This is a genomic window from Streptomyces sp. Tek67B01 (genome assembly GCF_055231995.1).
Genome location: NZ_JBUYUY010000001.1, coordinates 4,989,945 through 5,011,305 on the forward strand (window position 1 = coordinate 4,989,945; position 21,361 = coordinate 5,011,305).

Genomic DNA, 21,361 nt, shown 5'->3' on the forward strand with positions numbered 1-21,361 from the left:
CCCTCGGTCGGGCGTTCGCCTCCGGCCGGCGACAGGGCGAGGGGCGGCGGCCCCGTGTGGTGTCCCTCGGCGGCGGCCCGTATGGGGCCTCAGGGCACCTGTCCGGGTGCTCGCCCTCGGGGCCCGCGACAGGGGTAAGAGCCGCAGCCCCGCGGCCCGCTTCCGCCAGGGGCACCTGCGACCGGCGCGGGCCAGGCGGTGGGGCGGCGCCCCGCACGGGTCCCTGGCCGGCGGCGCCGTTTAGCTCACGGACGGGACCGGTCCGGGTGTTCGTTTTGGGAGCCCGCCTCGGGCCAGGGTGGCGTCCCCGGGCGGCGGCCAAGGGCCGACATGCCCGGGCGCCCGGCCGGACGTACTCCTCGGGCCCGTGACAGGGCCAAGGGCCATTTACCCGCGGCCCGCTACCGCCCCGCAGGCGGCGCGGGGCGGCGGACCCGTGTGGCGGCACACGGGCGGCGCCTGGCCGGGCCTTCTCCTCGGCCCCCGACAGGGCCAGGTCGGGGGAGCCGCGGCCCGCTAGCGCCGGGCCATCTCGGGGGCGGGGTGGCGCCGGAGGGCCGCCCGGCCAGGGCCTACGCGCTGAGCGGGAACTGTTCGCCCAGCTCCCGGAAGACGGCGCCGTTGAGGTCGAACGCGTGCTTGCACTCGTCGATGATGCGCTGCTTCTCCAGGTCGTCGGCGACGATCGCGTCGAGCAGCTCCCGGTAGCCCCGTTTGAAGGCGGCCGGGTTCGCGATGTCCGTGAAGACGTAGAAGCGCACCCCGTCGCCCTTGCGGGCGAAGCCCCAGGTCCGCTCCGCCTTGTCCCGGATGATCTGGCCGCCCGACAGGTCGCCCAGGTAGCGGGTGTAGTGGTGGGCCACGTACCCGCCGGGCCAGGACGCCGCGCACTCGGCGACCCGGTCCGCGTACGCGCGCGTCGCGGGCAGGGCGGAGAGGGTCTCGCGCCACCCCGGGCCGCGCAGGTGCGCCAGGTCGCGCTCGATCTGCGCGACGCGCATCAGCTCGGGCCGGATGAACGGCCCGGCCACCGGGTCGCTCCGCAGCGCCCCGGCCGAGTCCTCGAGCGCCCGGTACACGAACCACAGCTGCTCGGTGTAGCGGGCGTAGGCGACCACGCCGAGCCGGCCGCCCAGCAGGTCGCTCATGAACGCCGAGGTCTCGGCCTCGGTGTGCTGCTCGTGCGAGGCGACACGGATGGCGGTGGAAAAGGCGTCCAACGCGGACCTCCGAGGGTCATCGGCAAGAGGCGGCCGGGCGCACGGCGACGCCGCCGCCCCGACCGGTCTCCCGCAGTCTTCCCGACGCCGTGTCGGCAAAAACCTCGTCCGCTCCCCGCCCCCACGGGAGGGTCCCTACGGCAGCGTCCCTACGGGAGGGTGAGGATCTCCGCCCCGGAGTCGGTCACGACCAGGGTGTGCTCGAACTGCGCGGTCCGCTTGCGGTCCTTGGTGACGACCGTCCAGCCGTCGTCCCACATGTCGTACTCGTGCGTCCCCAGCGTCAGCATCGGCTCGATGGTGAAGGTCATGCCGGGCTCGATGACGGTGGTGGCGTGCGGGCTGTCGTAGTGCGGGATGATCAGGCCCGAGTGGAACGACGAGCTGATGCCGTGGCCGGTGAAGTCCCGGACCACGCCGTAGCCGAAACGCTTCGCGTACGACTCGATGACCCGGCCGATCACGTTGATCTGACGGCCCGGCTTGACCGCCTTGATGGCCCGGTTCAGGGACTCCCGGGTGCGCTCCACCAGCAGCCGCGACTCCTCGTCCACCTCGCCGCACAGGTAGGTGGCGTTGTTGTCGCCGTGCACCCCGCCGATGTACGCGGTCACGTCCAGGTTCACGATGTCGCCGTCCCGCAGGACCGTCGAGTCCGGGATGCCGTGGCAGATGACCTCGTTGACCGAAGCGCACAGGGATTTCGGGAAGCCGCGGTAGCCCAGCGTCGAGGGGTACGCGCCGTGGTCGCACATGTACTCGTGCGCGACCCGGTCCAGTTCATCGGTGGTCACCCCCGGCGCGATGTGTTTGGCGGCCTCCTCCATCGCCCGGGCGGCGATCCGGCCCGCGACGCGCATCGCCTCGACGGTCTCGGGCGTTTGCACCTCCGGTCCGGTGTAGGGAGAGGGCGCGGGCTTGCCCACGTACTCGGGCCGGCGGATGTTGCCGGGAACGGAACGGGCGGGGGAGAGCTCGCCGGGTACGAGCAGCGACTGGCCAGACATGCAAGCGAGTGTAACCAGCGGTGATGGGGCAGCATGGCGGCAAAGAGCGGTGAGAGCCGCGACGAGAGGAGCCGGCGGACGATGGCCCTGTTCAAGAAGCGCCAGACGGGCAAACCGGGCGAGTGGTACTACTGCCTGGTCCACAACAAGGTCGAGGAGGGCCCGGAGTGCCCGGCCAAGGACCGGTTCGGCCCTTACGCCAGCCGGGAGGAGGCGGCCCACGCCATGCAGACCGCCGAGGAGCGGAACCTGGAGTGGCAGAACGACCCCAAGTGGAACGACAAGACGGGTGGGCCGGGTGAGGCCGGCGAGCCGGGCGGGAACGGGTAGACACCGCGGGAACGCCAGACGTCGCCGGAACGGGTAGACGCCGTGGGCACGCGGCCCTACCAGCGGCTGGGTGGCGGCGTGGTCAGCTGATCGGCCAGTCGCGCCAGCCGGTCCCGGAACCGGCGGGCACCGCCCCGCGGGGCGGGCAGGCTGTTCTCCCCGGCCGCCGCGCTCACCAGGTGCTGCACGGTGTCCAGGTCAAGTTCGGCGGTGACGTCCGGCACCGACAGCGCCTCGTGGGCCAGCGCGCCGAGGTCGCTGTCCCCGCCGTCCAGGGACAGTACGGTCGCCCCCGCCCGCCGGGCGTCGTGGACCCGCTCCAGCAGCCCCGCGCCCGGCTGCTCCGGGGCCACCACCAGCAGCGTGTGCCCGCGCCGGGCCGCCTCCAGCCGGCCCAGCCCCACCGACAGGTGCGGCGGCTCGCCGGGCCGCACCCGGTGGCGCACGAGGGTCGGCGCCAGCTCGGGCAGTCCCGACCAGGCGGCCTCGTCCACCAGGTGCGCGGCCAGGTGCCAGGGCTCGTACCGCTCCGTGCCCACCAGCAGCAGGTTCCCGCCGGCGGGAACCACGGAGCGGCGCAGCGAACCGGCGAACCGGCGCGCGGCCCCGGGCCACTGCGTACCGGCGAGCACCTCGCGCAACAACGCGACCCTCACGGCGTCCATGGCGGCATCCTCCCGTACCCGGGGGGTGCGGGGCGGCCACTTCCGCGCGATACCTCCCGACGGGCATGGGCGCGGGTACTCGGCAGTACCTTTGCCCCCATGACTTCCTCAGACAGCACCCAGAAGCCGCCGGTCAAGGACCCCTGGGACCTCCCGGACGTCTCGGGCCTCGTCGTCGGCGTCCTCGGCGGCACCGGCGACCAGGGCCGGGGCCTGGCCTACCGCTTCGCCCGCGCCGGTCAGAAGGTGATCATCGGCTCCCGCGCCGCCGACCGCGCCCGCGCCGCCGCCGCCGAACTGGGCCTCGGCGTGGAGGGCGCGGACAACGCGGAGTGCGCGCGGCGCAGCGACATCGTGATCATCGCGGTGCCGTGGGAGGGCCACGCCAAGACCCTGGAATCCCTGCGCGAGGACCTCGCGGGCAAGCTCGTCGTGGACTGCGTCAACCCGCTCGGCTTCGACAAGCAGGGCGCGTACGCCCTCCGGGTCCCCGAGGGCAGCGCCGCCCAGCAGGCCGCGGCCCTGCTCCCCGACTCCCGGGTCACGGCGGCCTTCCACCACCTCTCGGCGGTCTTGCTCCAGGACGAGTCGGTCGAGGAGATCGACACCGACGTGATGGTGCTGGGCGAATCCCGCGCCGACACGGACCTGGTCCAAGCACTGACGGCCCGCGTCCCCGGCATGCGCGGCGTCTTCGCCGGCCGCCTGCGGGGCGCTCACCAGGTCGAGGCCCTGGTCGCCAACCTCATCTCCACGAACCGCCGCTACAAGGCCCACGCCGGCCTGCGCGTCACCGACGTCTGACCGCCGCTTCCGCCGCGGCGGCCGGCACCCGGCCGCGGCGGGGGTGGGCGTGGGGGACACTGGAGGGGCTCGACCCCTTCTGTACCGCCGAGGAGCTCTGCCGCATGCCCCGCCTTGCCGTGTTCGCCGTTGTCGTCTGCGTCCTGTCCGTGGCCGCGGCCGTGGTCGCCTTCGTGGAGGGCAGCTTCCTCGGGATCGTCTGGGTCCTGCTGGCGGGTCTGACCTCCAACATGGCCTGGTACTACCTGCGCAAGGCCAAGGCGGAGAAGCGGGCCTGACCGGCCCCGGCCCGGGCAAGGGGGCGGGGGCCGGGGTGCGGGCTAACGCTTCCGGCGGGGCTGCTTGATCTTGACGTAGCCGGATCTGGGGTGCCCGACGACCGTGAGCCTCGGTGAGCCCGGGTCCACCGGCGCGGTGGCCCGGTCGTCGATGTGGGCGGTGTTGGTGCTCGACCCGTCGATCCGCACGGCCCAGCCCCGCGGGACGATCAACTGGATGATGCCGCTCCCGCAGTGCGCCTCGACGGTGACGTCACCGTGCAGACAGGTCGCTTCGGTGAAGTCGATCACGATGCCCAGCATCTTGCATTCGGCGACGATCCTGCGGGGGACGGTCCACCGGCCGCTCTGTTTGATGTTGCTCAGGCCGGTCTTCAGGACGAGGGTGTCCCCGTCCCCGTCGGGGCGCGAGCCGGAAGGGCCGTCCGGCGGCAAGTCGGCCACCAGCTCGTCGAGTTCGCCGTACGTCTTCGCCGCGAACGCCCGATCGAGCCGCTCCTCCAACTCGACGAGTGCGATCCGACCTTCCCCGGCGGCCGTGCGCAGCCGCTCGGACACCGCCTCACGGTCGGCGTCCCCCGCCCGGAGCCCGGCCGTCTCCCGCTTCGACAGTTCCGCCCTCTGTTCCCCGTTGATCATGACGCGACTCTAACCGCCGGTACCCGGGCCCTCCGGCGCTGGGTTGAGGGCGGCCGGACGCGGTTCAGCGGGACGGGATCTGGCAGTAGCCGTCGGTCTCCTGCCAGAAGCGGTAGAGGCTGTGGCCGCAGTACGTCTCCAGGTCGGACACGCCAAGGGCGCCGAGGATCTCGTTGACCCGGTCGAAGAAGAACGTGTTGACCTCGGGAATCCACAGCAGCGCGAACACGCCGATCAGGGCGAACGGCGCCAGTGGCGCCACCTCGCGGCGCACCCGCTGGGACAGCCACGGCTCGATCACCCCGTAGCCGTCCAGACCCGGCACCGGCAGGAAGTTCAAGATGGCCGCGGAGACCTGGAGCAGCGCGAGGAACGCGAGCGCGAAACGGAAGACGTAGGGCACGCCGTCGAGGGCGTGCAACCAGAACGGCGCCGTGCACACGATGGCGAACAGTACGTTGGTGAGGGGGCCCGCCGCCGAGACGAGGCTGTGCTTCCAGCGGCCGCGGATCCTGTCCCGCTCGATGTACACCGCGCCACCGGGCAGACCCAGACCGCCCAGGATCACGAAGACCACCGGCAACACGATGCTCAGCAGGGCGTGCGTGTACTTCAGCGGGTTCAGCGTCAGGTATCCCTTGGCGCCCACCGTGATGTCCCCACCGTGCAGGGCGGTACGGGCGTGCGCGTACTCGTGCAGGCACAGCGAGACCACCCACGCGGAGGTCACGAAGAGGAACACGGCGAGCCCGGGGCTCGTCGCGTAGCCGGTCCACACGGCCCAGCCGGTGACCACCATGACCGCGACGATGCCCAAGAACACGGAACTGATCTGCCGCTCGGCGCGGCTCCCCTGGTGACCCATGCGGCGAAACCTATCCCGGCCCGGAAATCGGTCGGGCCCGGGGGCCCGGGCAGCGACAATGGGCCGGTGCGTTACGCGATTCTCGGCACCGCCCAAGCAGTCCGCGACGACGGGACCCCCGTCGCCGTCGGCGGCGCGCGCCTGCGCGCCCTCCTGACCGCGCTGGCGCTGCGGCCCGGCCGCACGGTGCCGGCGGACCTGCTCGTCGACCAGGTCTGGGACGGCGACCCGCCGGCCGACGCGGTCGCCGCCCTCCAGGCGCTCGTGGCGCGGCTGCGGCGGGCGTTGGGGCACGAGGCCGTGCGGTCCGCCGAGGGCGGCTACCTGCTGGCCGCCGAGCGGGACGACATCGACCTGTACCGCTTCGAGCGGCTGTCCGGCTCCGCCGCGGCGGAGCCGGACCCCGCCCGGGCCGCCGCCCTGTACGACGAGGCCCTCGCGCTGTGGCGCGGACCGGCGCTGGCCTGCCTGCCCGACCCCGGGGCCGAGTCGGCGCGCTGGGATGCCGTACGGACCGACGCGCGCCGGGGCCGGCTGGCCGCGGCCCTCGCCCTGGGGCAGGCGGAGCGGGTCCTGCCCGAGTTGGGCGCACTGTGCGCGGAGCAGCCCCTGGACGAGCCGTCGCAGGCGTTGCGCATCCGCGCCCTGCGCGACGCGGGCCGGCCGGCGGAGGCGCTGGCCGCCTACGACGAGGTCCGACGCGACCTCGCCGACCGGCTCGGCGCCGACCCGGGTCCCGCCCTGCGCGCCCTGCACGCCGAGCTCCTGGCCCCGACGGCGCCCGCCCCCGCCCCCGCCCCTGACCCTGCGCCCGCCCCTGCCCCTGTCCCCGCGCCCGAGGCGCCGCCGGTCCGGGGCAACCTGCGATCCCGGCTCACCACCTTCGTCGGCCGCGAGGAGGACATCCGGGCCATCGGCGCCGACCTCGCCCGTGCCCGCCTCGTCACGTTGCTCGGCCCCGGCGGTGCGGGCAAGACCCGGCTGTCGCAGGAGGCCGCGGAAGCGGGGACCGCCGACGCATGGCCCGACGGGGTGTGGCTGGTCGAGCTGGCTCCCGTGGACGACCCCGAGGACGTACCCGAGGTGGTCCTCACCGCACTCGGGGCCCGAGAGACCAAGCTGCGCGGCGCCGCCGCCGAGGAACTGCGGGCGCTCACCGACCGGAACGGCGACGATCCCCTCGAACGTCTCGTCGACCACTGCGCGCGACGACGTCTCCTGCTGCTCCTGGACAACTGCGAGCACGTGGTCAAGGCCGCCGCCGGGCTCGCCGAGGAGCTCCTCGCCCGCTGCCCCGGCGTACGCGTCCTGGCCACCAGTCGCGAACCCCTCGGGGTGCCGGGGGAGACCCTGCGCCCGGTGGAACCGCTGCCCGACCCGGTCGCGCTACGGCTCCTCGCGGACCGGGGCTCCGCCGCCCGCCCAGAGTTCCGCATCGAGGACGACCCGCCCGCCGCCGCCGAGATCTGCCGCCGCCTCGACGGACTGCCGCTCGCCATCGAACTCGCCGCCGCCCGACTGCGGTTGCTGACGGCGCGGCAGATCGCCGACCGGCTCGACGACCGGTTCCGGCTGCTCACCAGCGGCTCCCGTACCGTGCTGCCCCGCCAGCAGACGCTGCGCGCCGTCGTGGACTGGTCCTGGGACCTCCTCGACGCCCACGAACGGGTTGTGCTGCGGCGGCTGTCCGTCTTCGCGGGCGGCTGCGACCTGGCCGCCGCGGAAGCCGTCTGCTCCGAGCGGGGCGAGGGCGCGGCGGCGCCGGACGGCGCCGACGTGCTCTTCCTGCTGGGCTCGCTCGTCGACAAGTCCCTCGTCGTCGCCGCCCCCGGCCCCGGCGGGGACATGCGCTACCGGCTGCTGGAGACGGTCGCAGAGTACGCGGCCGAGCGCCTCGCCGAGGCCCCCGGCGACCGCGAGGCCACCGAGCGCCGCCACCTCACCCACTACCGTGAACTCGCCCGCACCAGCGAGCCGTTGTTGCGCGGCCACGGCCAACGGGAGGCGGGCGAGCGGCTGGCCACCGAGTACGAGAACATCCGTACCGCCCTGCGCCGGGCGATCGCCCTGAAGGACTCCGGTGAGGCGTTGTGCCTGGTGCACGCCCTCATGTGGTACTGGCACATGCACGACCTGCGCGCCGAGAGCCGTCACTGGTCGGGTCTCGCCGCCGCCCTCGGCCCCGACCCGTTCGCCCCGCCGTTCGCCCCCGCCGAGCCCGTCCGGGAACGGGTCGTCGACTCCCCGCCGCCCTACACCGGCGAACTGCTCACCGAGGCCTGGCGCGGTGTGCGGATGATGTGCCTGGCCTCCCGCGACCAGGCCGGCGGCGACTGGAACAGCCCCGAGGTCCGGTCCCAGATCGATGCGATCGTGCGGGTCTACCGCCCTGGTCTCCCGCAGACCTGTCAGGTCCCCGGCGCCCTGTGGATCTACCTCTACGCCGTCATGATCAACGGGGACGTCGACCTGCTCCGGCGCGTCCTCGACGCGGCCGTCGACACCTCCCGGGAGCTCGACGACCGCTGGGCGTACGCCTCGGCCCTCCAACTGCGCGCCAACGTCCTCGCCAACCGGGCCGACTGGAGCGGCGACGCCGCCCGCGACGCGGAGGAGAGCCTGGCGGCCTTCCGGGAACTCGGTGACGCCTGGGGCTGCGCCGAAGCCCTGTCGGCCCGCGCCGAATCCCTGGAGAAGCGCGGGGAATTCGCCTTGGCCGCGGAGGACTTCCGGGCCGCCATCGCCTACGCCGAACACCTCGGCGCCAAGGCGCAGGCGACGGTCCTGCGGGTGCGTCGGGCCGGGTCCCTCGTCGAGGACGATCAGGTGGAGGAGGCGGAGAGGATTCTCGACGACGTCATCGGGGGCGTGCAGCAGCACTTCGACGAAGCCATGCCGGCCGCCCGGCTGTTCCTCGCGGGCATCTACGGCCGCACCGGCCGCATCCCGCAGGCACGTGCCCAGCTCCACGCCTTGCGCGAGGAGTTCACGACCACCGCGTACGCCGTCTTCGACTGCTTCCTCCACTCGACCCTGGCCTGGCTCGACAACCAGGAGGGCAGGTACCGCGAGTCCCAGGAGCTGATCCGTCAGGCCCTGGGCGCAGCCGAGGACCCGCTCACCCGGATGGTCGCGCCCCAGATCCCGGCCGTGCTCCTGATCACGGCGGCCATCTCCCTCATCGGTCTCGGCGGCCCCGAGCGCGCGTACGACGCGGCCCGGCTGGTCGGGGCCTACCGGGCCCTGCTGCCGCCCGGGCACGTGCCGGTCTCCATCGAACGCGCCGACGCCGCCCACGCCGAGGAAGAGGCGAGGGCGGTGCTGGGCGACGCCGCCTTCGAGGCGGCGCACGCCGAAGGCGGCGGCCTCTCCCTGGAGGAGGCCACCGCCCTCTGCTGATCCGGCCCCCCGTACGGGGTCCGCCCGGGACGCGATCCGAACGGACCGGCCCCCGGATCAGGTCTTCTGGCGGAACTTGCGCACCGCGAGCGGCATGGTGACTACCGTGATGGCCACGGACCAGGCCAGGGTCACCCACACCGGGTGGGCGACCGCGCCGCCGTTGATCAGGCCGCGCGCCGCGTCGGCCAGATTGGACAGCGGGTTGTAGTCGGTGAAGGTCTGCAACCACCCCGGCATGGTCGACGGCGGGGCGAAGATCGAGCTGCCGAACTGGAGCGGCATCAGGACCAGCATGGCCATGCCCTGGACGGCCTGCGCGGTCTTCATGGTGAGACCGAGCAGGATGAAGATCCACATCAACGAGGCGCCGAACACCGCCGACAGCCCGATGGACAGGAACAGGTCCAGCACCGAGGTCTTGATCGACAGCCCCAGGATGAAGCCGACGCCGAGCAGGATCGCGATGGCGACCATCATGCGGCCGAGCTCGACGACGATCTTGGCTATGAGTACGGAGGACCGGGCGATGGGCATGGACCGGAAACGGTCCATGACGCCCTTCTTGAAGTCGTCGTTCACCCCCGTGCCGACGCCCATGGCGATGTTCATGCCCATCATGGCCATCAGGCCGGGGACGACGTAGTTGACGTAGGCCTCCTGCTGGCCCTTCCCGGAGATCGCGCCTCCGAAGACGAACACGAACAGCAGGGTGAAGATGATCGGCATGAACACGACGTCGAACATCGACTCGGGGTCCTGCTTGATCTGGAGGGCGTTGCGGCGCGCCAAGGCGCCGATGTGCCGCAGATTGGCCCGCAGACCGATCCGGCCCTCGTCGGCCGGTCCCGTGTCCGCGGCGACCGGAGCGGCCACGGGGGTGGTGGGCTTGGGCGTGGTGACGGTACTCATGCCGCGACCTCCTCGGTCTGCTGGGCGGAGGCCTCGGAAGAGGGCTTCTGGCCGGTGATGGAGAGGAACACCTCGTCGAGGCTGGGAAGGTAGGTGCTGACATCGGCTATCGGGTAGCCCCGGGCGGCCAGCACGCCGACCACCGCGGTCAGTTGCTCGTCGCTGAGGATCGGCACCAGCAGCACGCCCTCGTCGGGCACGGCCTGGGAGCCGGCCGCCCCGTCCAGTCCGGCCTCGGCCAACGCCCGGGCCATGCCCGGCAGGTCGGCGGAGGAGACGGGCCGGACGCGCAGGGTGCGGCCGCCCACGCGGGCCTTCAACTCGTCGACCTTGCCCTTGGCGATGACCCTGCCCCGGTCGATGACCGTCAGCTCGTCGGCGAGCTGCTCGGCCTCCTCCATGTACTGGGTGGTCAGCAGGACGGTCGCGCCTTCCGCGACCATCCGCTGCACCTCGTCCCACACCTCGTTGCGGGTGCGGGGGTCGAGGCCGGTCGTCGGCTCGTCCAGGTACAGGACGGCCGGGCGGCCGATCATCGACGCCGCCAGGTCGAGCCGGCGCCGCATGCCGCCGGAGTAGTGCATCGCGGCCTTCTTGGCCGCCTCGGTGAGCGAGAACCGCTCCAGCAGCTCGTCGGCGCGGTACCGGGCCTCCTTGCGGGGCAGGTCCAGCAGCCGGCCGATCATGTAGAGGTTCTCCCGGCCGGAGAGCTTCTCGTCGACCGAGGCGTACTGGCCGGTCAGGCCTATGGTGCGGCGCAGTTGCCGGGGCTGGCGGACCACGTCGAAACCGGCGACCCGCGCCGTCCCGGCGTCGGGGGCGACCAGGGTGGACAGGATGCGGACCAGGGTGGTCTTGCCCGCGCCGTTGGGGCCGAGGACCCCGAGGACGGTTCCCTCGCGCACATCGAGGTCCACACCGTCGAGGGCCCTGGTCTCGCCGTAGTGCTTGACCAGCCCCCGCACCTCTACGGCGTGCGAGCCGTTCAGGGGATTCTTGCCGTTTCGCGTCATGTCCACCATGGGACCACCCCCCACTGACAAACCGCCGACAGGCGACCGACACCGAACCGACGGGCGACCGACGCCGTACCGGAGGGCGAGCGGCGGGCCGAAGCGGCGGCGTCGAGTCGGCTCCCGGCCGGGAGCGCCGACAGCCCGCCGGCACGGAAGCCGACGGGCTGTCAGAAGGGGTGAGCCTCCCGGTGGGACCTCGGGAAAGGACTCGGCGGAAGCCTCAGTGGAAGGCGTGCTCCGGCTGCGGGAACGATCCGCCGATCACGTCCTCGGCGAACGCCTTCGCCGCGTCGCCCATGGTCTGACGGAGGTTCGCGTACTGCTTCACGAACTTCGGCATCTTGCCGCCGGTCAGGCCCATCATGTCCGTCCACACCAGCACCTGGGCGTCGCACTCCGAGCCCGCGCCGATGCCGACCGTCGGGATGTGCAGCGACCGCGTGACCTCGGCGGCCAGCTCGGCCGGAACCAGCTCAAGCACCACCGCGAACGCGCCCGCGTCCTGTGCCGCCTTCGCGTCCCGCAGCAGCTGGTGCGCGGCCTCGTCGCCGCGCCCCTGCACCCGGTAGCCCATGGCGTTCACGGACTGCGGGGTCAGACCGAGGTGGGACATGACCGGGATGCCGGACTGCACGATGAGTTCGGTCTGGGCCAGCGAGCGCTCGCCGCCCTCCAGCTTGACCGCTCCGACACCCGCCTCCTTGACCAGCCGGGTCGCGCTCCGCAGCGCCTGCACCGCGCCTTCCTGGTACGAGCCGAACGGCAGGTCGCCGATGACCAGTGCGCGGCGGGTGCCCCGTACGACGGCCGCCGAGAGAAGGGTCATCTCGTCCATCGTCACCGGGACGGTGGTCTCGTAGCCGAGGTGACAGTTGCCCATGGAGTCGCCGACGAGGATGACCGGGATGCCGGCCTCGTCGAACACCGACGCGGTCATCGCGTCGTACGCCGTGAGCATGGGCCACTTCTCCCCGCGCTCCTTGGCCAGGGCCAAGTCGCGGATGGTGATGCGGCGGGTGCCCGTGCCCCCGTACAAGGTGGGGCCGGAAGCTTCGCGGGCAGGCGAAACGGCATGCGTCATTGCTGCTGCTCCTCGTGTCATCTCGAGGCGTCCTTACGACGTCCCCGGACTCATCCACCATGGTGGCACTCTTCGGCCCGGAGGAGGAAGTGGGGAGACGACCGGTCCGTCACACTCCATGGTCGGCTCCGGTCCGGACTCCAGTCGCGCCGGATCGAATGTGCGCGTTTCGTGACAACAGGAACCCCGGGCGGACAGTTGTTCGTCCTCCCGGTCGTACGGCCGGAACGTACGGCACGGATGGCTGCGTCGATCGCCTAGGGTCAAGGGGCGGGGACGGAGCGCAAGCACGGCAGCGAGGGCAGTCACATGGCACAGGCGTACATGACGGAGACGGGGAACGGCGGCGGCTCGGAGCCGGGGCCCTCCGGATCCGGTCTGCGGCGCCGAATCGCCGAATGGTGCAAGGACCGCGGCATCTGGCGGCGCGGGATCGTCACGGCGGCCCTGTCCGCCCTGGTCTCGCTGGTGATGATCTTCCACGCGGAGCTGCCGAACGACGTCGGCAACCTCGGCAGCCTCACCGAGACCTTCCTGCCCTGGCTGGGGCTGACCGTCCCGTTGCTGCTGGTCGCGGCCCTGATCCGGAAGTCGGCGACCGCGCTCGTCTCGATAGCGGTCACCGCCGCCGTCTGGGTGAACCTCTTCGGCGGACTGGTCACCGACAAGTCCGGGGCCGGCGGCGACCTGACGGTCGCCACCCACAACGTGGACGCCGCCAACCCGGACCCGCGCGGCACCGCCGAGTCGGTCGCGAAGGCCGGGGCCGACGTGCTGGCCCTGACCGAGCTCAAGGCGGGCGCCGTCCCGGCGTACGAGAAGGCGCTGGCGCCCACGTACAAGTACCACGCGGTCGAGGGAACGGTCGGCGTCTGGAGCAAGTACCCGCTCACCGCCGCCCGGCCCGTCGACATCAAGATGGGCTGGACGCGGGCGATGCGCGTCACCGTGAAGACCCCGGCCGGGGACATGGCCGCCTTCGTCGCCCATCTGCCGTCCGTCCGGGTCAAGCTGAACGCCGGATTCACCGCGAACCAGCGCGACAACAGCGCCGACGCGCTGGGCGCCGCGCTCGCCGCCGAACAGCTGAAGCGGGTCGTGCTGCTCGGCGACCTCAACGGCACCGTCAACGACCGGTCCCTGTCGGAGATCACCTCGCAGATGCGCTCCACCCAGGGCGCGGCGGGGGACGGTTTCGGATTCACCTGGCCGGCTGGGTTCCCGATGGCCCGCATCGACCAGATCCTGGTCCGGGGCGTCACGCCGAAGGCCTCGTGGACCCTCCCGCGCACCGACAGCGACCACCTGCCCGTCGCGGCCCGGGTCGCGCTCACGCCCTGACGGTCTCCCGGGCGGCCCGCCGCGCACGGCGTCGGCCGAAGCCCGGCCGACGCACGGCGTGCACCGGGGCCCCGGCCGACGCACGGCGTGCACCGGGGCCCCGGCCGCTCATCGCGGCGGCCGGGGCCCCGGGCGGGTAGGTACCGCCCGCCTTACGCGTGCTCGCGCCAGCCGTTCGTGATGGGCAGCCGGCGGTCCTTGCCGAAGCCCTTCGCGGAGATCTTGGTGCCCGGCGGGTACTGGCGGCGCTTGTATTCGGCCGTGTCGACCATCCGGAGGGTCTTGGCGACCAGCTCGCGGTCGTAGCCGGCCGCGACGATCTCATCCAGCCCCTGGTCGCGGTCCACGTACAGCTCCAGGATCGTGTCGAGCACCGGGTAGTCAGGCAGCGAATCCGTGTCCACCTGGCCCGGGCGCAGCTCGGCGCTCGGCGGCTTCACGATCGAGTTCTCCGGGATCGGCGGGGTCTCGCCGCGCTCGGCGGCGGCCCGGTTGCGGTACTCCGCCAGGCGGAAGACCACCGTCTTGTAGACGTCCTTGATCGGACCGTAGGCGCCGACGGAGTCCCCGTAGAGGGTGGAGTAGCCGACGGCCAGTTCCGACTTGTTGCCGGGGGCCAGCACGATGTGCCCCTCCTGGTTGGAGACGGCCATCAGCATGGTGCCGCGCAGCCGCGACTGGAGGTTCTCCTCGGCCAGGCCGGTCAGGCCCAGCGACCCCATGTACGCGTCGAACATCGGCTCGATCGGCACGGTGCGCAGGTTCAGGCCGGTGCGCCGCGCGAGCTCGGCCGCGTCGCCCTTGGAGTGGTCCGAGGAGTACTTCGAGGGCATCGAGATGCCGTACACGTTCTGCGCGCCGATGGCGTCGCAGGCGATGGCGGCGACGAGCGCGGAGTCGATGCCGCCCGAGAGCCCGATCAGCACGGAACGGAAACCGTTCTTCTTGACGTACGCGCGCAGACCCACGACCAGGGCGTCGTAGATCTCCTCGTCGTCGTCGAGACGCTCCGCGTAGCCGCCCGCCACGACCGGCTCGTACGGTTCCACCGGCTCCTTGGAGAGGACCACCCGGTCGATCCGCAGGCCGTCCTCCACCACACCCTCGGGGGCGTCCTCCGGGGCGGCGGGCAGGTCGAGGTCGACCAGGACGCAGCCCTCCGAGAACTGGGGGGCCCGGGTGATGACCTCGCCGTCGGCGCCGACGACGATCGAGTCCCCGTCGAAGACCAGCTCGTCCTGGCCGCCGATCATCGCCAGGTACGCGAGCGTGCAGCCGGCCTCCCGGGCGCGCTTGCGCACCAGCTCCAGGCGCGTGTCGTCCTTGTCGCGCTCATAGGGAGAGGCGTTGATCGACACCAGCAGCCCGGCTCCCGCGGAGCGGGTCGCGGGGACGCGGCCGCCCTCCTGCCACAGGTCCTCGCAGATGGCCAGCGCCACGTCGACGCCGCGCACCCGGATCACCGGCTGGGTGTCGCCCGGCACGAAGTACCGGAACTCGTCGAAGACCCCGTAGTTGGGCAGGTGGTGCTTGGCGAAGCGCAGCACCACCTCCCCGCGGTGCAGCACGGCGGCCGCGTTCTCCGGGGAGCCGGGCGGCAGGCCGAGCCGCTGCGCGGCCCGCTCGGCGCGGTCGAGGTACCCGACGATGACCGGCAGATCGCCGAGGCCCTCGGTCGCGAGGCGCCGCGCGAGGTCGCGCAGCGCCTGGCGGGAGGCCTCGACGAAGGAGCCGCGCAGGGCGAGGTCCTCGACGGGGTACCCGGTCAGCATCATCTCCGGGAACGCCACCAAATGGGCGCCCTGCTCGGCGGAGTGCCGGGTCCAGTGGACGACCGAGTCGGCGTTGGCGGCGATGTTGCCGACGTGCGAGTCGATCTGATTCAGAGCGAGGCGTAGTTGAGGCACGGGCCCAGTGTAATCGTCTTACTGACGCGATGTCCTGGGGGCCGGACGATCGGGTCGGACGTGTCAGCCGATGCTGCCGAGGAAGCGGGCGGGGGGCCCGGGAATCACGGGGGAGACGTCGGCGGTGATCCTCGTGGTGCCCTCGGGGACCTCGTACGCGGCGAACCCGGTGGCGCTGGCGCCGGGCTGGATGGTGCCGGTCACCATCTTCGGCGTCGCGCCGTCGAAGACGAGCTTGCCGCGGGCACCGTGTTCGTCGCGGACGGTGGGTACCGCGTAGATGATCTGGATGGGCTTGTCGGAGCTGTTGGTGATCGTGATGTCGATCCCCACGGCGTTGCCGACCTCGATGTACTTGCTCTTCGTGACGTACTTCTTCGGCTCGGACAGGCTGACGCGGACGCCGTTCGAGTAGCTGACGGTACTGCCGAAGGGGACGGGGATGTCGAAGCCCTGCCCGGAGTCCGGGTCGGGGGCGGTGGTCTCGTCCGGGTCGACCGGGTCGTCCGGCAGGTTCCAGTCGTGGTCCAGCCGGCGGTCCACATGGTCCGACGCCCTGTGGATGACGGCCACGGTGAGGTAGTAACCACCGACCGAGGCGAAGAGGCCCAGGACGCAAAGGACCGTGGCCATCACCGACATCACCTTGCGGGGGGCGCCGCGGGAAGCCTTGACGATGGCGGCGATCCCGATCCCCAGGCCGACGAGGCCGACGATGGCGCCGATCCAGAAGGCGAACGGGATGACGCCGAAGCAGATCGCGGCGAGGCCGAGGACGAGGGCGGCGATCGCCAGGTGGTTGGACGGCCGCGCGGGGGCGGCGGGGTAGCCGGGGTAGCCGGGATACCCCGGCTGGGCGGGCTGTCCCGGGTACCCCGCGTATCCGGCCTTTTCAGGGCGTCCTGCGTGTCCGGTGTTCCCGGTGTAGGCGAAGGGATTGGACTGGGGGGCCTGGCCGGGGTGGGTGGGTACGGGGCCGCCGGGGGGCCCGGCGTACGGGGAGCCCCCGGGCGGCGGAGCCTGCGGCGGGACGGGCGGCGGGGTGAGCGGCGCGAAGTGGGAGTGGGCGGGCACCGCTTGGGGCGGGGCGGCCTGGGGCGGGGCGGAGTCCTGGGGAGTGGGGTCCTGCGGGCCGGCGGCCTGGGGGGTTTTGGCCAGGGAGAGGGGTTCGGCGGCCGGCGCCGCCTTCTCGGGTGCGGGGTGCGGGGTTTTGGTCAGCGAGAGGGGTTCGGCGGTGGGCGCCGCCTCCCCGGGTGCGGGGTGCGGGGCCGGCGGTACGGCGTCTTCGGGTACGGCGTCCACGGGTACGGCGTCCACGGGTATGGAGGTCCCCGAAGGCTCCGTCGGCGGGTCGCTCGGGCTGCTCGGCGGGTTCGGGGGCGTAGTCATGCCTGGAAGTGTCCTTCGGAACGGCGTTGGCGGTGCCCCGCGTCGGCGGCCGACGCGGTGATCACCAGCCTGCCACGCCCCCAGACCCCCTCCAACCGCTTTCGGCCCCGCTGTTCCGGCTCCCGCCCCGCGAACCGGCCCGGCCTGTCGAATGACCCGGCCCGGCACCCGGTCATGCCGGACCGCCCGCGCCGAGTGGCGCGGGCGGTCCTGTCCGCGGGGTGGGCCGGCCCTCCGGCTCCGCGCCGGTCCCGCCGGGTGTGGTCCGGCCGGGCCGTGCCGATCAGCGCCGGGCGTAGACCTTCTCGACGAAGCCGGCGATCTGCTCCTCCGAGAGGTGCTGGGCCAGGTCGGCCTCGCTGATCATGCCGACCAGCCTCTTGTCCTGGATCACCGGGAGCCGCTTGATCTGATGGCTCTCCATCTCGTCCAGTACATCGGAGATGTCCGCTTCGGCGTCGATCCAGCGCGGTGTCCCCTGGCAGAGGTCACCACAGGTGACCACCGACGGGTCGTGCCCCTTGGCCACGCACGACACCACGATGTCGCGGTCCGTGATGATGCCGCAGAGGCGTTCGTTCTCGTCGCTGACGGGCAGGGCGCCCACGTTCAGCCGGGCCATGAGCTGAGCAGCCCGGTCCAGGGTTTCGCCGGCCGGGATCCACTGGGCCCCGGGGTGCATGATTTCTGCGGCGGTCGTCATGGCGTGTACCTCCTGAGAGCGCCGTGCGGGCGGGCGCGGGCGCACCCGTCCCGGCGTCCCCATCGTCGTTCGGCCGGACGGACCACGCGACCCCACCCGGACGGGTGTACGCCCGTACGGGTGAAGGGCCACGGGAAAGGCCAGGTGGGAGGCGTGTCGGTCGACCCGCGAGGCATCGGCCGAGGCGCCTCCCACCACCGTACGGGCGTCACCGGTCACGCGCGCGGCGCGGCCCCGCGCTGCTTCAGCATGTCGGCCATCAAGGTGAGCTCCGACCGCTGCGCCGCCACCATCCCCTCGGCCAGCTTCCGCTCCGCCGGGGTCGCGCACTGGCTCGCGCAGCCCTGGGCCATCGCGACGCCACCCTTGTGGTGGTCGGTCATGAGCTGGAGATAGAGCACCTCCGCGTCCCGGCCCTGGGCCGTGCGCAGCCGGTCCATCTCCTCCTTGGTGGCCATGCCGGGCATCAGCGCGCCTGGTTTGGTGGTGGCGCCGCCCATATCGTGACCGGCCATGTCGTGCCCGCTCATGTCATGGCCGCTCATCCCCTGCCCGGACGCGCCCTGCCCGTCGCCGCTGCCCATCCACGACATCGGCGGTTCGTCCGCCACCACCTTCGGCAGCCCCCACAGGTCGAGCCAGCCGAGCAGCATGCCCCTCTGGTTGGCCTGCGTGTTGGCGATGTCGTAGGCGAGGCCGCGGACCGCCTCGTCCTGGGTGCGGTCGCGGACGATGAAGGACATCTCCACGGCCTGCTGGTGGTGCACCGCCATGTCCCGGGCGAAGCCGGCGTCCGCCGAGTAGAGGCCCGGCGCGCGGGAGGAGGAGCCCGAACCGCCGTCCCCGTCACCGCCGTTCGCGGTGGCGACCGTGGCCCCGACCGCGAACAGCGCCGCGACGACCACCGCCGCGCCCGCGGCCCAGTAGGTCCGGGACACGCGCCGCGCCTGCGGCGGGGTCACTTTTGGGCCAGCCCGTTGGTGCAGGCCGCGCCCGGCTCGGGGGTCTGCGGGCCCTGCACGTACTTGGTGAAGAACTGCGCCACCCGCGGGTCGGCGGCGTCGGCCACGGTCAGCTGCTTGCCCCACGCACTGAGCATGATCGTCCCGGCCTGCGTCTTGTCCGGGCTCATCAGCGTGTACGGGGTCTTGCGGACCTTCGCGGCCAGCGTGTCCACGTCGGCCTTGGCGGCCTTCTCGTTGTACGTCACCCAGACCGCGCCGTGTTCCAACGAGTGCACCGCGTTCACCTCGGGCAGCGGGTTGGGGTAGACGTCGCCGTCACAGTTCATCCAGCGCGGGTTGTGGTCACCGCCGACCGGCGGGTTCATCGGGTAGGTGACGGGGGTCTCGACGTGGTTGCGGCCCAGCGTCTTGGCGTCCCAGCTGCGCTCGCCGCTCACGGGCGCATTGCGGGACGCGGCGGCGTCCTTCTCCTTCTGCTTCTGGCTGATCAGCATCCAGGAACCGAAGCCGATGAGGGCTGCGACGACCGCGGTGGAGGCGGTGATCGCGATGATCTTGTTGCGCCGGTCGCGTGCTTTCTCCGCGCGGCGCATCTCGGCTATGCGGGCCTGTCGCGCGTTGGTGTCGGTGGTGGTCTTGCCGGACTTGCTGGCCATGTGCCCTGTTCCTTCTGCTGAGGGGGGTGGAATGCGGTTCCGCTACGAGGGGCGCGCGTCCGGCGCGCCCGACGGCGTCAGGTCCGCAGTACCTGGAGGGCGTGCAGATCGGGGGCGCGCGCGAGCGTCCCCGGTGCCCGGACCGGACCGGCGCACGCGGGGCGCGCGCCCACCACCGCCCCGGCCCCCACCGCGGCGAGGGCCGACGGCGGGACGGGCAGTACGGCAAGGGGCGTGTCGGAACGAGGGGAACAGCCCGGCAGCTCGGACGGGGCAACGCAGTCGGCATGGGCCGGGCCGCGCGCCGGGCCCCGCGCCGAAGCGTGTGCCGCACGGTTCGCCGATCCGCGCGCCGGGGAACGCGCCGCGCCCGTAGCCTGCTCCGTGCCGCGCGCCGTGCCGTGCTCCGGGTCGTGCGCCGGCGCGAGGGCCGCCCGGAACCCGTGGGCCGCCACGTTCCCCGCGCAGGGGAACGCGGCCCCCCACAGCAGCACCCCGAGGGCGAGCGCGGCGGCCACGGCGGCCGGTGCGACCGACCGGGCGGCACGCCGGGGCGGGGGACCGCCGTGGCCCCCGAGCTCCGTGTGCTTCCAGCCCCCCATGGCCGCAGATGGTAATGCTCATGACGGGCCCGAGGTCAGTGCGGGGGTGCCACGACCTTTCAGGGGTGCGTAATGTGGCGGAAACCACGGGTGGCGATACTGGGCCGGCCCGACAGTGCTCCCCCTCCGGGGGTCGGTGGTGCACACGCCGTCTGAACTGCGAGGATGAAGGCATGGACAAGCAGCAGGAATTCGTCCTCCGGACGCTCGAGGAGCGCGACATCCGCTTCGTGCGCCTGTGGTTCACCGACGTGCTGGGCTTCCTGAAGTCCGTCGCGGTCGCGCCCGCGGAACTGGAGCAGGCCTTCGACGAGGGCATCGGCTTCGACGGCTCCGCGATCGAGGGCTTCGCGCGGGTCTACGAGTCCGACATGATCGCCAAGCCGGACCCGGGCACGTTCCAGATACTGCCGTGGCGCGCCGAGGCCCCCGGGACCGCCAGGATGTTCTGCGACATCCTGATGCCGGACGGCTCCCCGTCGTACGCGGACCCCCGCTACGTCCTCAAGCGCATCCTCAACAAGACCTCCGACCTGGGCTTCACCTTCTACACCCACCCGGAGATCGAGTTCTTCCTGCTCAAGGACAAGCCGCTGGACGGCACCCGGCCGGTGCCCGCGGACAATTCCGGCTACTTCGACCACACCCCGCAGAACGTCGGCATGGACTTCCGCCGCCAGGCGATCACCATGCTCGAATCGATGGGCATCTCGGTCGAGTTCAGCCACCACGAGGGCGCCCCCGGCCAGCAGGAGATCGACCTGCGCTACGCCGACGCGCTGTCCACGGCCGACAACATCATGACCTTCCGCCTGGTCATGAAGCAGGTCGCCCTGGAGCAGGGCGTCCAGGCCACCTTCATGCCGAAGCCGTTCTCGGAGTACCCGGGCTCGGGCATGCACACCCACCTCTCCCTCTTCGAGGGCGACCGCAACGCCTTCTACGAGTCGGGCGCCGAGTACCAGCTCTCGAAGGTCGGCCGCTCCTTCATCGCCGGCCTGCTCAAGCACGCCGCGGAAACCGCCGCCGTCACCAACCAGTGGGTGAACTCCTACAAGCGCATCTGGGGCGGCTCGTCCCGCACCGCCGGCTCGGGCGGCGAGGCCCCCTCGTACATCTGCTGGGGCCACAACAACCGCTCGGCCCTGATCCGAGTCCCGATGTACAAGCCGGGCAAGACCGGCTCCTCCCGCGTCGAGGTCCGCTCGATCGACTCGGGCGCCAACCCGTACCTCACGTACGCCGTCCTCCTCGCGGCGGGCCTCAAGGGCATCGAGGAGGGCTACGAACTCCCGCCCGGCGCCGACGACGACGTCTGGGCCCTCTCCGACGCCGAACGCCGCGCCATGGGCATCGAACCCCTGCCCCAGAACCTCGGCGAGGCCATCTCCTTGATGGAACGCAGCGAACTGGTCGCCGAAACCCTCGGCGAGCACGTCTTCGACTTCTTCCTCCGCAACAAGAAGCAGGAGTGGGAGGAGTACCGGAGCGAGGTCACCGCCTTCGAGCTCCGCAAGATGATGCCGGTGCTGTAGCCGCCGAGCGGATGCGCCGAAGGCCCTGCCTCCCGGGGATCGGGGGG

Annotated in this window: 20 protein-coding genes; 6 read left to right on the plus strand and 14 right to left on the minus strand. The window is 72.3% G+C overall.

The genetic code is table 11. The features are described from left to right. Positions 1-572: 572 nt before the first annotated feature. Together ACV7NM_RS22430 and map are read right to left on the minus strand one after the other, a co-directional pair. Positions 573-1,220: a biliverdin-producing heme oxygenase gene (locus tag ACV7NM_RS22430; protein ID WP_463411948.1), complete on the minus strand. Its 648-nt coding sequence runs from the start codon at positions 1,218-1,220 to the stop codon at positions 573-575. A 149-nt stretch (positions 1,221-1,369) separates the two neighbouring features. Continuing rightward, positions 1,370-2,227, minus strand: coding sequence for a type I methionyl aminopeptidase (gene map / locus ACV7NM_RS22435; protein WP_463411949.1), 858 nt, complete (start codon positions 2,225-2,227; stop codon positions 1,370-1,372). Between the two features lie 81 nt (positions 2,228-2,308). Between map and ACV7NM_RS22440 the strand changes: the two genes are divergently transcribed. After that, positions 2,309-2,557: a hypothetical protein gene (locus ACV7NM_RS22440; protein WP_463411950.1), complete on the plus strand. Its 249-nt coding sequence runs from the start codon at positions 2,309-2,311 to the stop codon at positions 2,555-2,557. A 56-nt stretch (positions 2,558-2,613) separates the two neighbouring features. Here ACV7NM_RS22440 and ACV7NM_RS22445 read toward each other — a convergent pair whose 3' ends face one another. Then, complete coding sequence (locus tag ACV7NM_RS22445) at positions 2,614-3,222, minus strand: hypothetical protein (RefSeq protein ID WP_463411951.1); 609 nt, start codon at positions 3,220-3,222, stop codon at positions 2,614-2,616. Positions 3,223-3,321: 99 nt separating this feature from the next. Here ACV7NM_RS22445 and npdG point away from each other — a divergent pair, with 99 nt between their 5' ends. Beyond that, on the plus strand, positions 3,322-4,026 hold the full coding sequence (npdG, locus tag ACV7NM_RS22450) for an NADPH-dependent F420 reductase (RefSeq protein WP_463411952.1): 705 nt from the start codon (positions 3,322-3,324) through the stop codon (positions 4,024-4,026). 104 nt (positions 4,027-4,130) lie between these two features. Then, on the plus strand, positions 4,131-4,304 hold the full coding sequence (locus ACV7NM_RS22455; RefSeq protein WP_389659359.1) for a hypothetical protein: 174 nt from the start codon (positions 4,131-4,133) through the stop codon (positions 4,302-4,304). A 42-nt stretch (positions 4,305-4,346) separates the two neighbouring features. Here the strand turns inward: ACV7NM_RS22455 and ACV7NM_RS22460 are convergent, their stop codons facing one another. Beyond that, positions 4,347-4,943, minus strand: coding sequence for a DUF1707 SHOCT-like domain-containing protein (locus ACV7NM_RS22460; RefSeq protein ID WP_463411953.1), 597 nt, complete (start codon positions 4,941-4,943; stop codon positions 4,347-4,349). A gap of 64 nt (positions 4,944-5,007) precedes the next feature. After that, a complete protein-coding gene (locus ACV7NM_RS22465) occupies positions 5,008-5,808 on the minus strand; it encodes a site-2 protease family protein (protein WP_463411954.1) in 801 nt (266 codons plus the stop codon). 66 nt (positions 5,809-5,874) lie between these two features. On the opposite strand from ACV7NM_RS22465, the gene ACV7NM_RS22470 reads away from it, so the two are divergent. Continuing rightward, positions 5,875-9,207 (plus strand): ATP-binding protein, encoded by a 3,333-nt coding sequence (locus tag ACV7NM_RS22470; RefSeq protein WP_463411955.1) that lies wholly within the window; start codon positions 5,875-5,877, stop codon positions 9,205-9,207. A gap of 57 nt (positions 9,208-9,264) precedes the next feature. On the opposite strand, the gene ACV7NM_RS22475 is transcribed toward ACV7NM_RS22470, so the two are convergent. From ACV7NM_RS22475 to panB, 3 genes are all read right to left on the minus strand, one after another. After that, entirely contained in the window at positions 9,265-10,119 is an 855-nt protein-coding gene (locus tag ACV7NM_RS22475) for an ABC transporter permease (RefSeq protein WP_463411956.1), read from the minus strand. Continuing rightward, positions 10,116-11,141, minus strand: coding sequence for an ATP-binding cassette domain-containing protein (locus tag ACV7NM_RS22480; protein WP_463411957.1), 1,026 nt, complete (start codon positions 11,139-11,141; stop codon positions 10,116-10,118). The genes ACV7NM_RS22475 and ACV7NM_RS22480 overlap by 4 nt, the downstream gene beginning before the upstream one ends. Positions 11,142-11,355: 214 nt before the next feature. Continuing rightward, entirely contained in the window at positions 11,356-12,237 is an 882-nt protein-coding gene (gene panB, locus ACV7NM_RS22485) for a 3-methyl-2-oxobutanoate hydroxymethyltransferase (RefSeq protein ID WP_463411958.1), read from the minus strand. A gap of 288 nt (positions 12,238-12,525) precedes the next feature. On the opposite strand from panB, the gene ACV7NM_RS22490 reads away from it, so the two are divergent. Beyond that, a complete protein-coding gene (locus tag ACV7NM_RS22490) occupies positions 12,526-13,557 on the plus strand; it encodes an endonuclease/exonuclease/phosphatase family protein (protein ID WP_463411959.1) in 1,032 nt (343 codons plus the stop codon). 152 nt (positions 13,558-13,709) lie between these two features. Here the strand turns inward: ACV7NM_RS22490 and ACV7NM_RS22495 are convergent, their stop codons facing one another. The 6 genes from ACV7NM_RS22495 to ACV7NM_RS22520 all read right to left on the minus strand — a co-directional run bounded on the left by ACV7NM_RS22495 (position 13,710) and on the right by ACV7NM_RS22520 (position 19,779). Next, positions 13,710-15,464, minus strand: a complete 1,755-nt coding sequence (locus ACV7NM_RS22495; protein ID WP_463411960.1) for an NAD+ synthase — start codon at positions 15,462-15,464, stop codon at positions 13,710-13,712. Between the two features lie 63 nt (positions 15,465-15,527). Continuing rightward, positions 15,528-16,853, minus strand: coding sequence for a DUF4190 domain-containing protein (locus tag ACV7NM_RS22500; RefSeq protein WP_463411961.1), 1,326 nt, complete (start codon positions 16,851-16,853; stop codon positions 15,528-15,530). Between the two features lie 283 nt (positions 16,854-17,136). After that, positions 17,137-17,556: a CBS domain-containing protein gene (locus tag ACV7NM_RS22505; RefSeq protein WP_463411962.1), complete on the minus strand. Its 420-nt coding sequence runs from the start codon at positions 17,554-17,556 to the stop codon at positions 17,137-17,139. Positions 17,557-17,771: 215 nt separating this feature from the next. Next, positions 17,772-18,494 carry a DUF305 domain-containing protein gene (locus ACV7NM_RS22510; RefSeq protein WP_463411963.1) on the minus strand — a complete coding sequence of 241 codons (723 nt, stop codon included), beginning with the start codon at positions 18,492-18,494 and terminating at the stop codon, positions 17,772-17,774. Positions 18,495-18,514: 20 nt separating this feature from the next. Beyond that, positions 18,515-19,177 (minus strand): DUF3105 domain-containing protein, encoded by a 663-nt coding sequence (locus ACV7NM_RS22515; RefSeq protein WP_463411964.1) that lies wholly within the window; start codon positions 19,175-19,177, stop codon positions 18,515-18,517. Between the two features lie 77 nt (positions 19,178-19,254). Beyond that, a complete protein-coding gene (locus ACV7NM_RS22520) occupies positions 19,255-19,779 on the minus strand; it encodes a hypothetical protein (protein ID WP_463411965.1) in 525 nt (174 codons plus the stop codon). 173 nt (positions 19,780-19,952) lie between these two features. Here ACV7NM_RS22520 and ACV7NM_RS22525 point away from each other — a divergent pair, with 173 nt between their 5' ends. Next, positions 19,953-21,314 carry a glutamine synthetase family protein gene (locus ACV7NM_RS22525; RefSeq protein WP_463411966.1) on the plus strand — a complete coding sequence of 454 codons (1,362 nt, stop codon included), beginning with the start codon at positions 19,953-19,955 and terminating at the stop codon, positions 21,312-21,314. Positions 21,315-21,361 lie beyond the last annotated feature (47 nt).

Coding starts and splice junctions, on each gene's coding strand:
- ACV7NM_RS22460 (WP_463411953.1), bottom strand. CDS start 4,943: ATGATCAACGGGGAACAGAGGGCGGAACTGTCGAAGCGGGAGACGGCC.
- ACV7NM_RS22515 (WP_463411964.1), bottom strand. CDS start 19,177: ATGGCCAGCAAGTCCGGCAAGACCACCACCGACACCAACGCGCGACAG.
- ACV7NM_RS22445 (WP_463411951.1), bottom strand. CDS start 3,222: ATGGACGCCGTGAGGGTCGCGTTGTTGCGCGAGGTGCTCGCCGGTACG.
- ACV7NM_RS22500 (WP_463411961.1), bottom strand. CDS start 16,853: ATGACTACGCCCCCGAACCCGCCGAGCAGCCCGAGCGACCCGCCGACG.
- ACV7NM_RS22505 (WP_463411962.1), bottom strand. CDS start 17,556: ATGACGACCGCCGCAGAAATCATGCACCCCGGGGCCCAGTGGATCCCG.
- panB (WP_463411958.1), bottom strand. CDS start 12,237: ATGACACGAGGAGCAGCAGCAATGACGCATGCCGTTTCGCCTGCCCGC.
- ACV7NM_RS22480 (WP_463411957.1), bottom strand. CDS start 11,141: ATGGTGGACATGACGCGAAACGGCAAGAATCCCCTGAACGGCTCGCAC.
- ACV7NM_RS22465 (WP_463411954.1), bottom strand. CDS start 5,808: ATGGGTCACCAGGGGAGCCGCGCCGAGCGGCAGATCAGTTCCGTGTTC.
- ACV7NM_RS22490 (WP_463411959.1), top strand. CDS start 12,526: ATGGCACAGGCGTACATGACGGAGACGGGGAACGGCGGCGGCTCGGAG.
- ACV7NM_RS22455 (WP_389659359.1), top strand. CDS start 4,131: ATGCCCCGCCTTGCCGTGTTCGCCGTTGTCGTCTGCGTCCTGTCCGTG.
- ACV7NM_RS22440 (WP_463411950.1), top strand. CDS start 2,309: ATGGCCCTGTTCAAGAAGCGCCAGACGGGCAAACCGGGCGAGTGGTAC.
- map (WP_463411949.1), bottom strand. CDS start 2,227: ATGTCTGGCCAGTCGCTGCTCGTACCCGGCGAGCTCTCCCCCGCCCGT.
- ACV7NM_RS22520 (WP_463411965.1), bottom strand. CDS start 19,779: ATGGGGGGCTGGAAGCACACGGAGCTCGGGGGCCACGGCGGTCCCCCG.
- ACV7NM_RS22475 (WP_463411956.1), bottom strand. CDS start 10,119: ATGAGTACCGTCACCACGCCCAAGCCCACCACCCCCGTGGCCGCTCCG.
- ACV7NM_RS22525 (WP_463411966.1), top strand. CDS start 19,953: ATGGACAAGCAGCAGGAATTCGTCCTCCGGACGCTCGAGGAGCGCGAC.
- npdG (WP_463411952.1), top strand. CDS start 3,322: ATGACTTCCTCAGACAGCACCCAGAAGCCGCCGGTCAAGGACCCCTGG.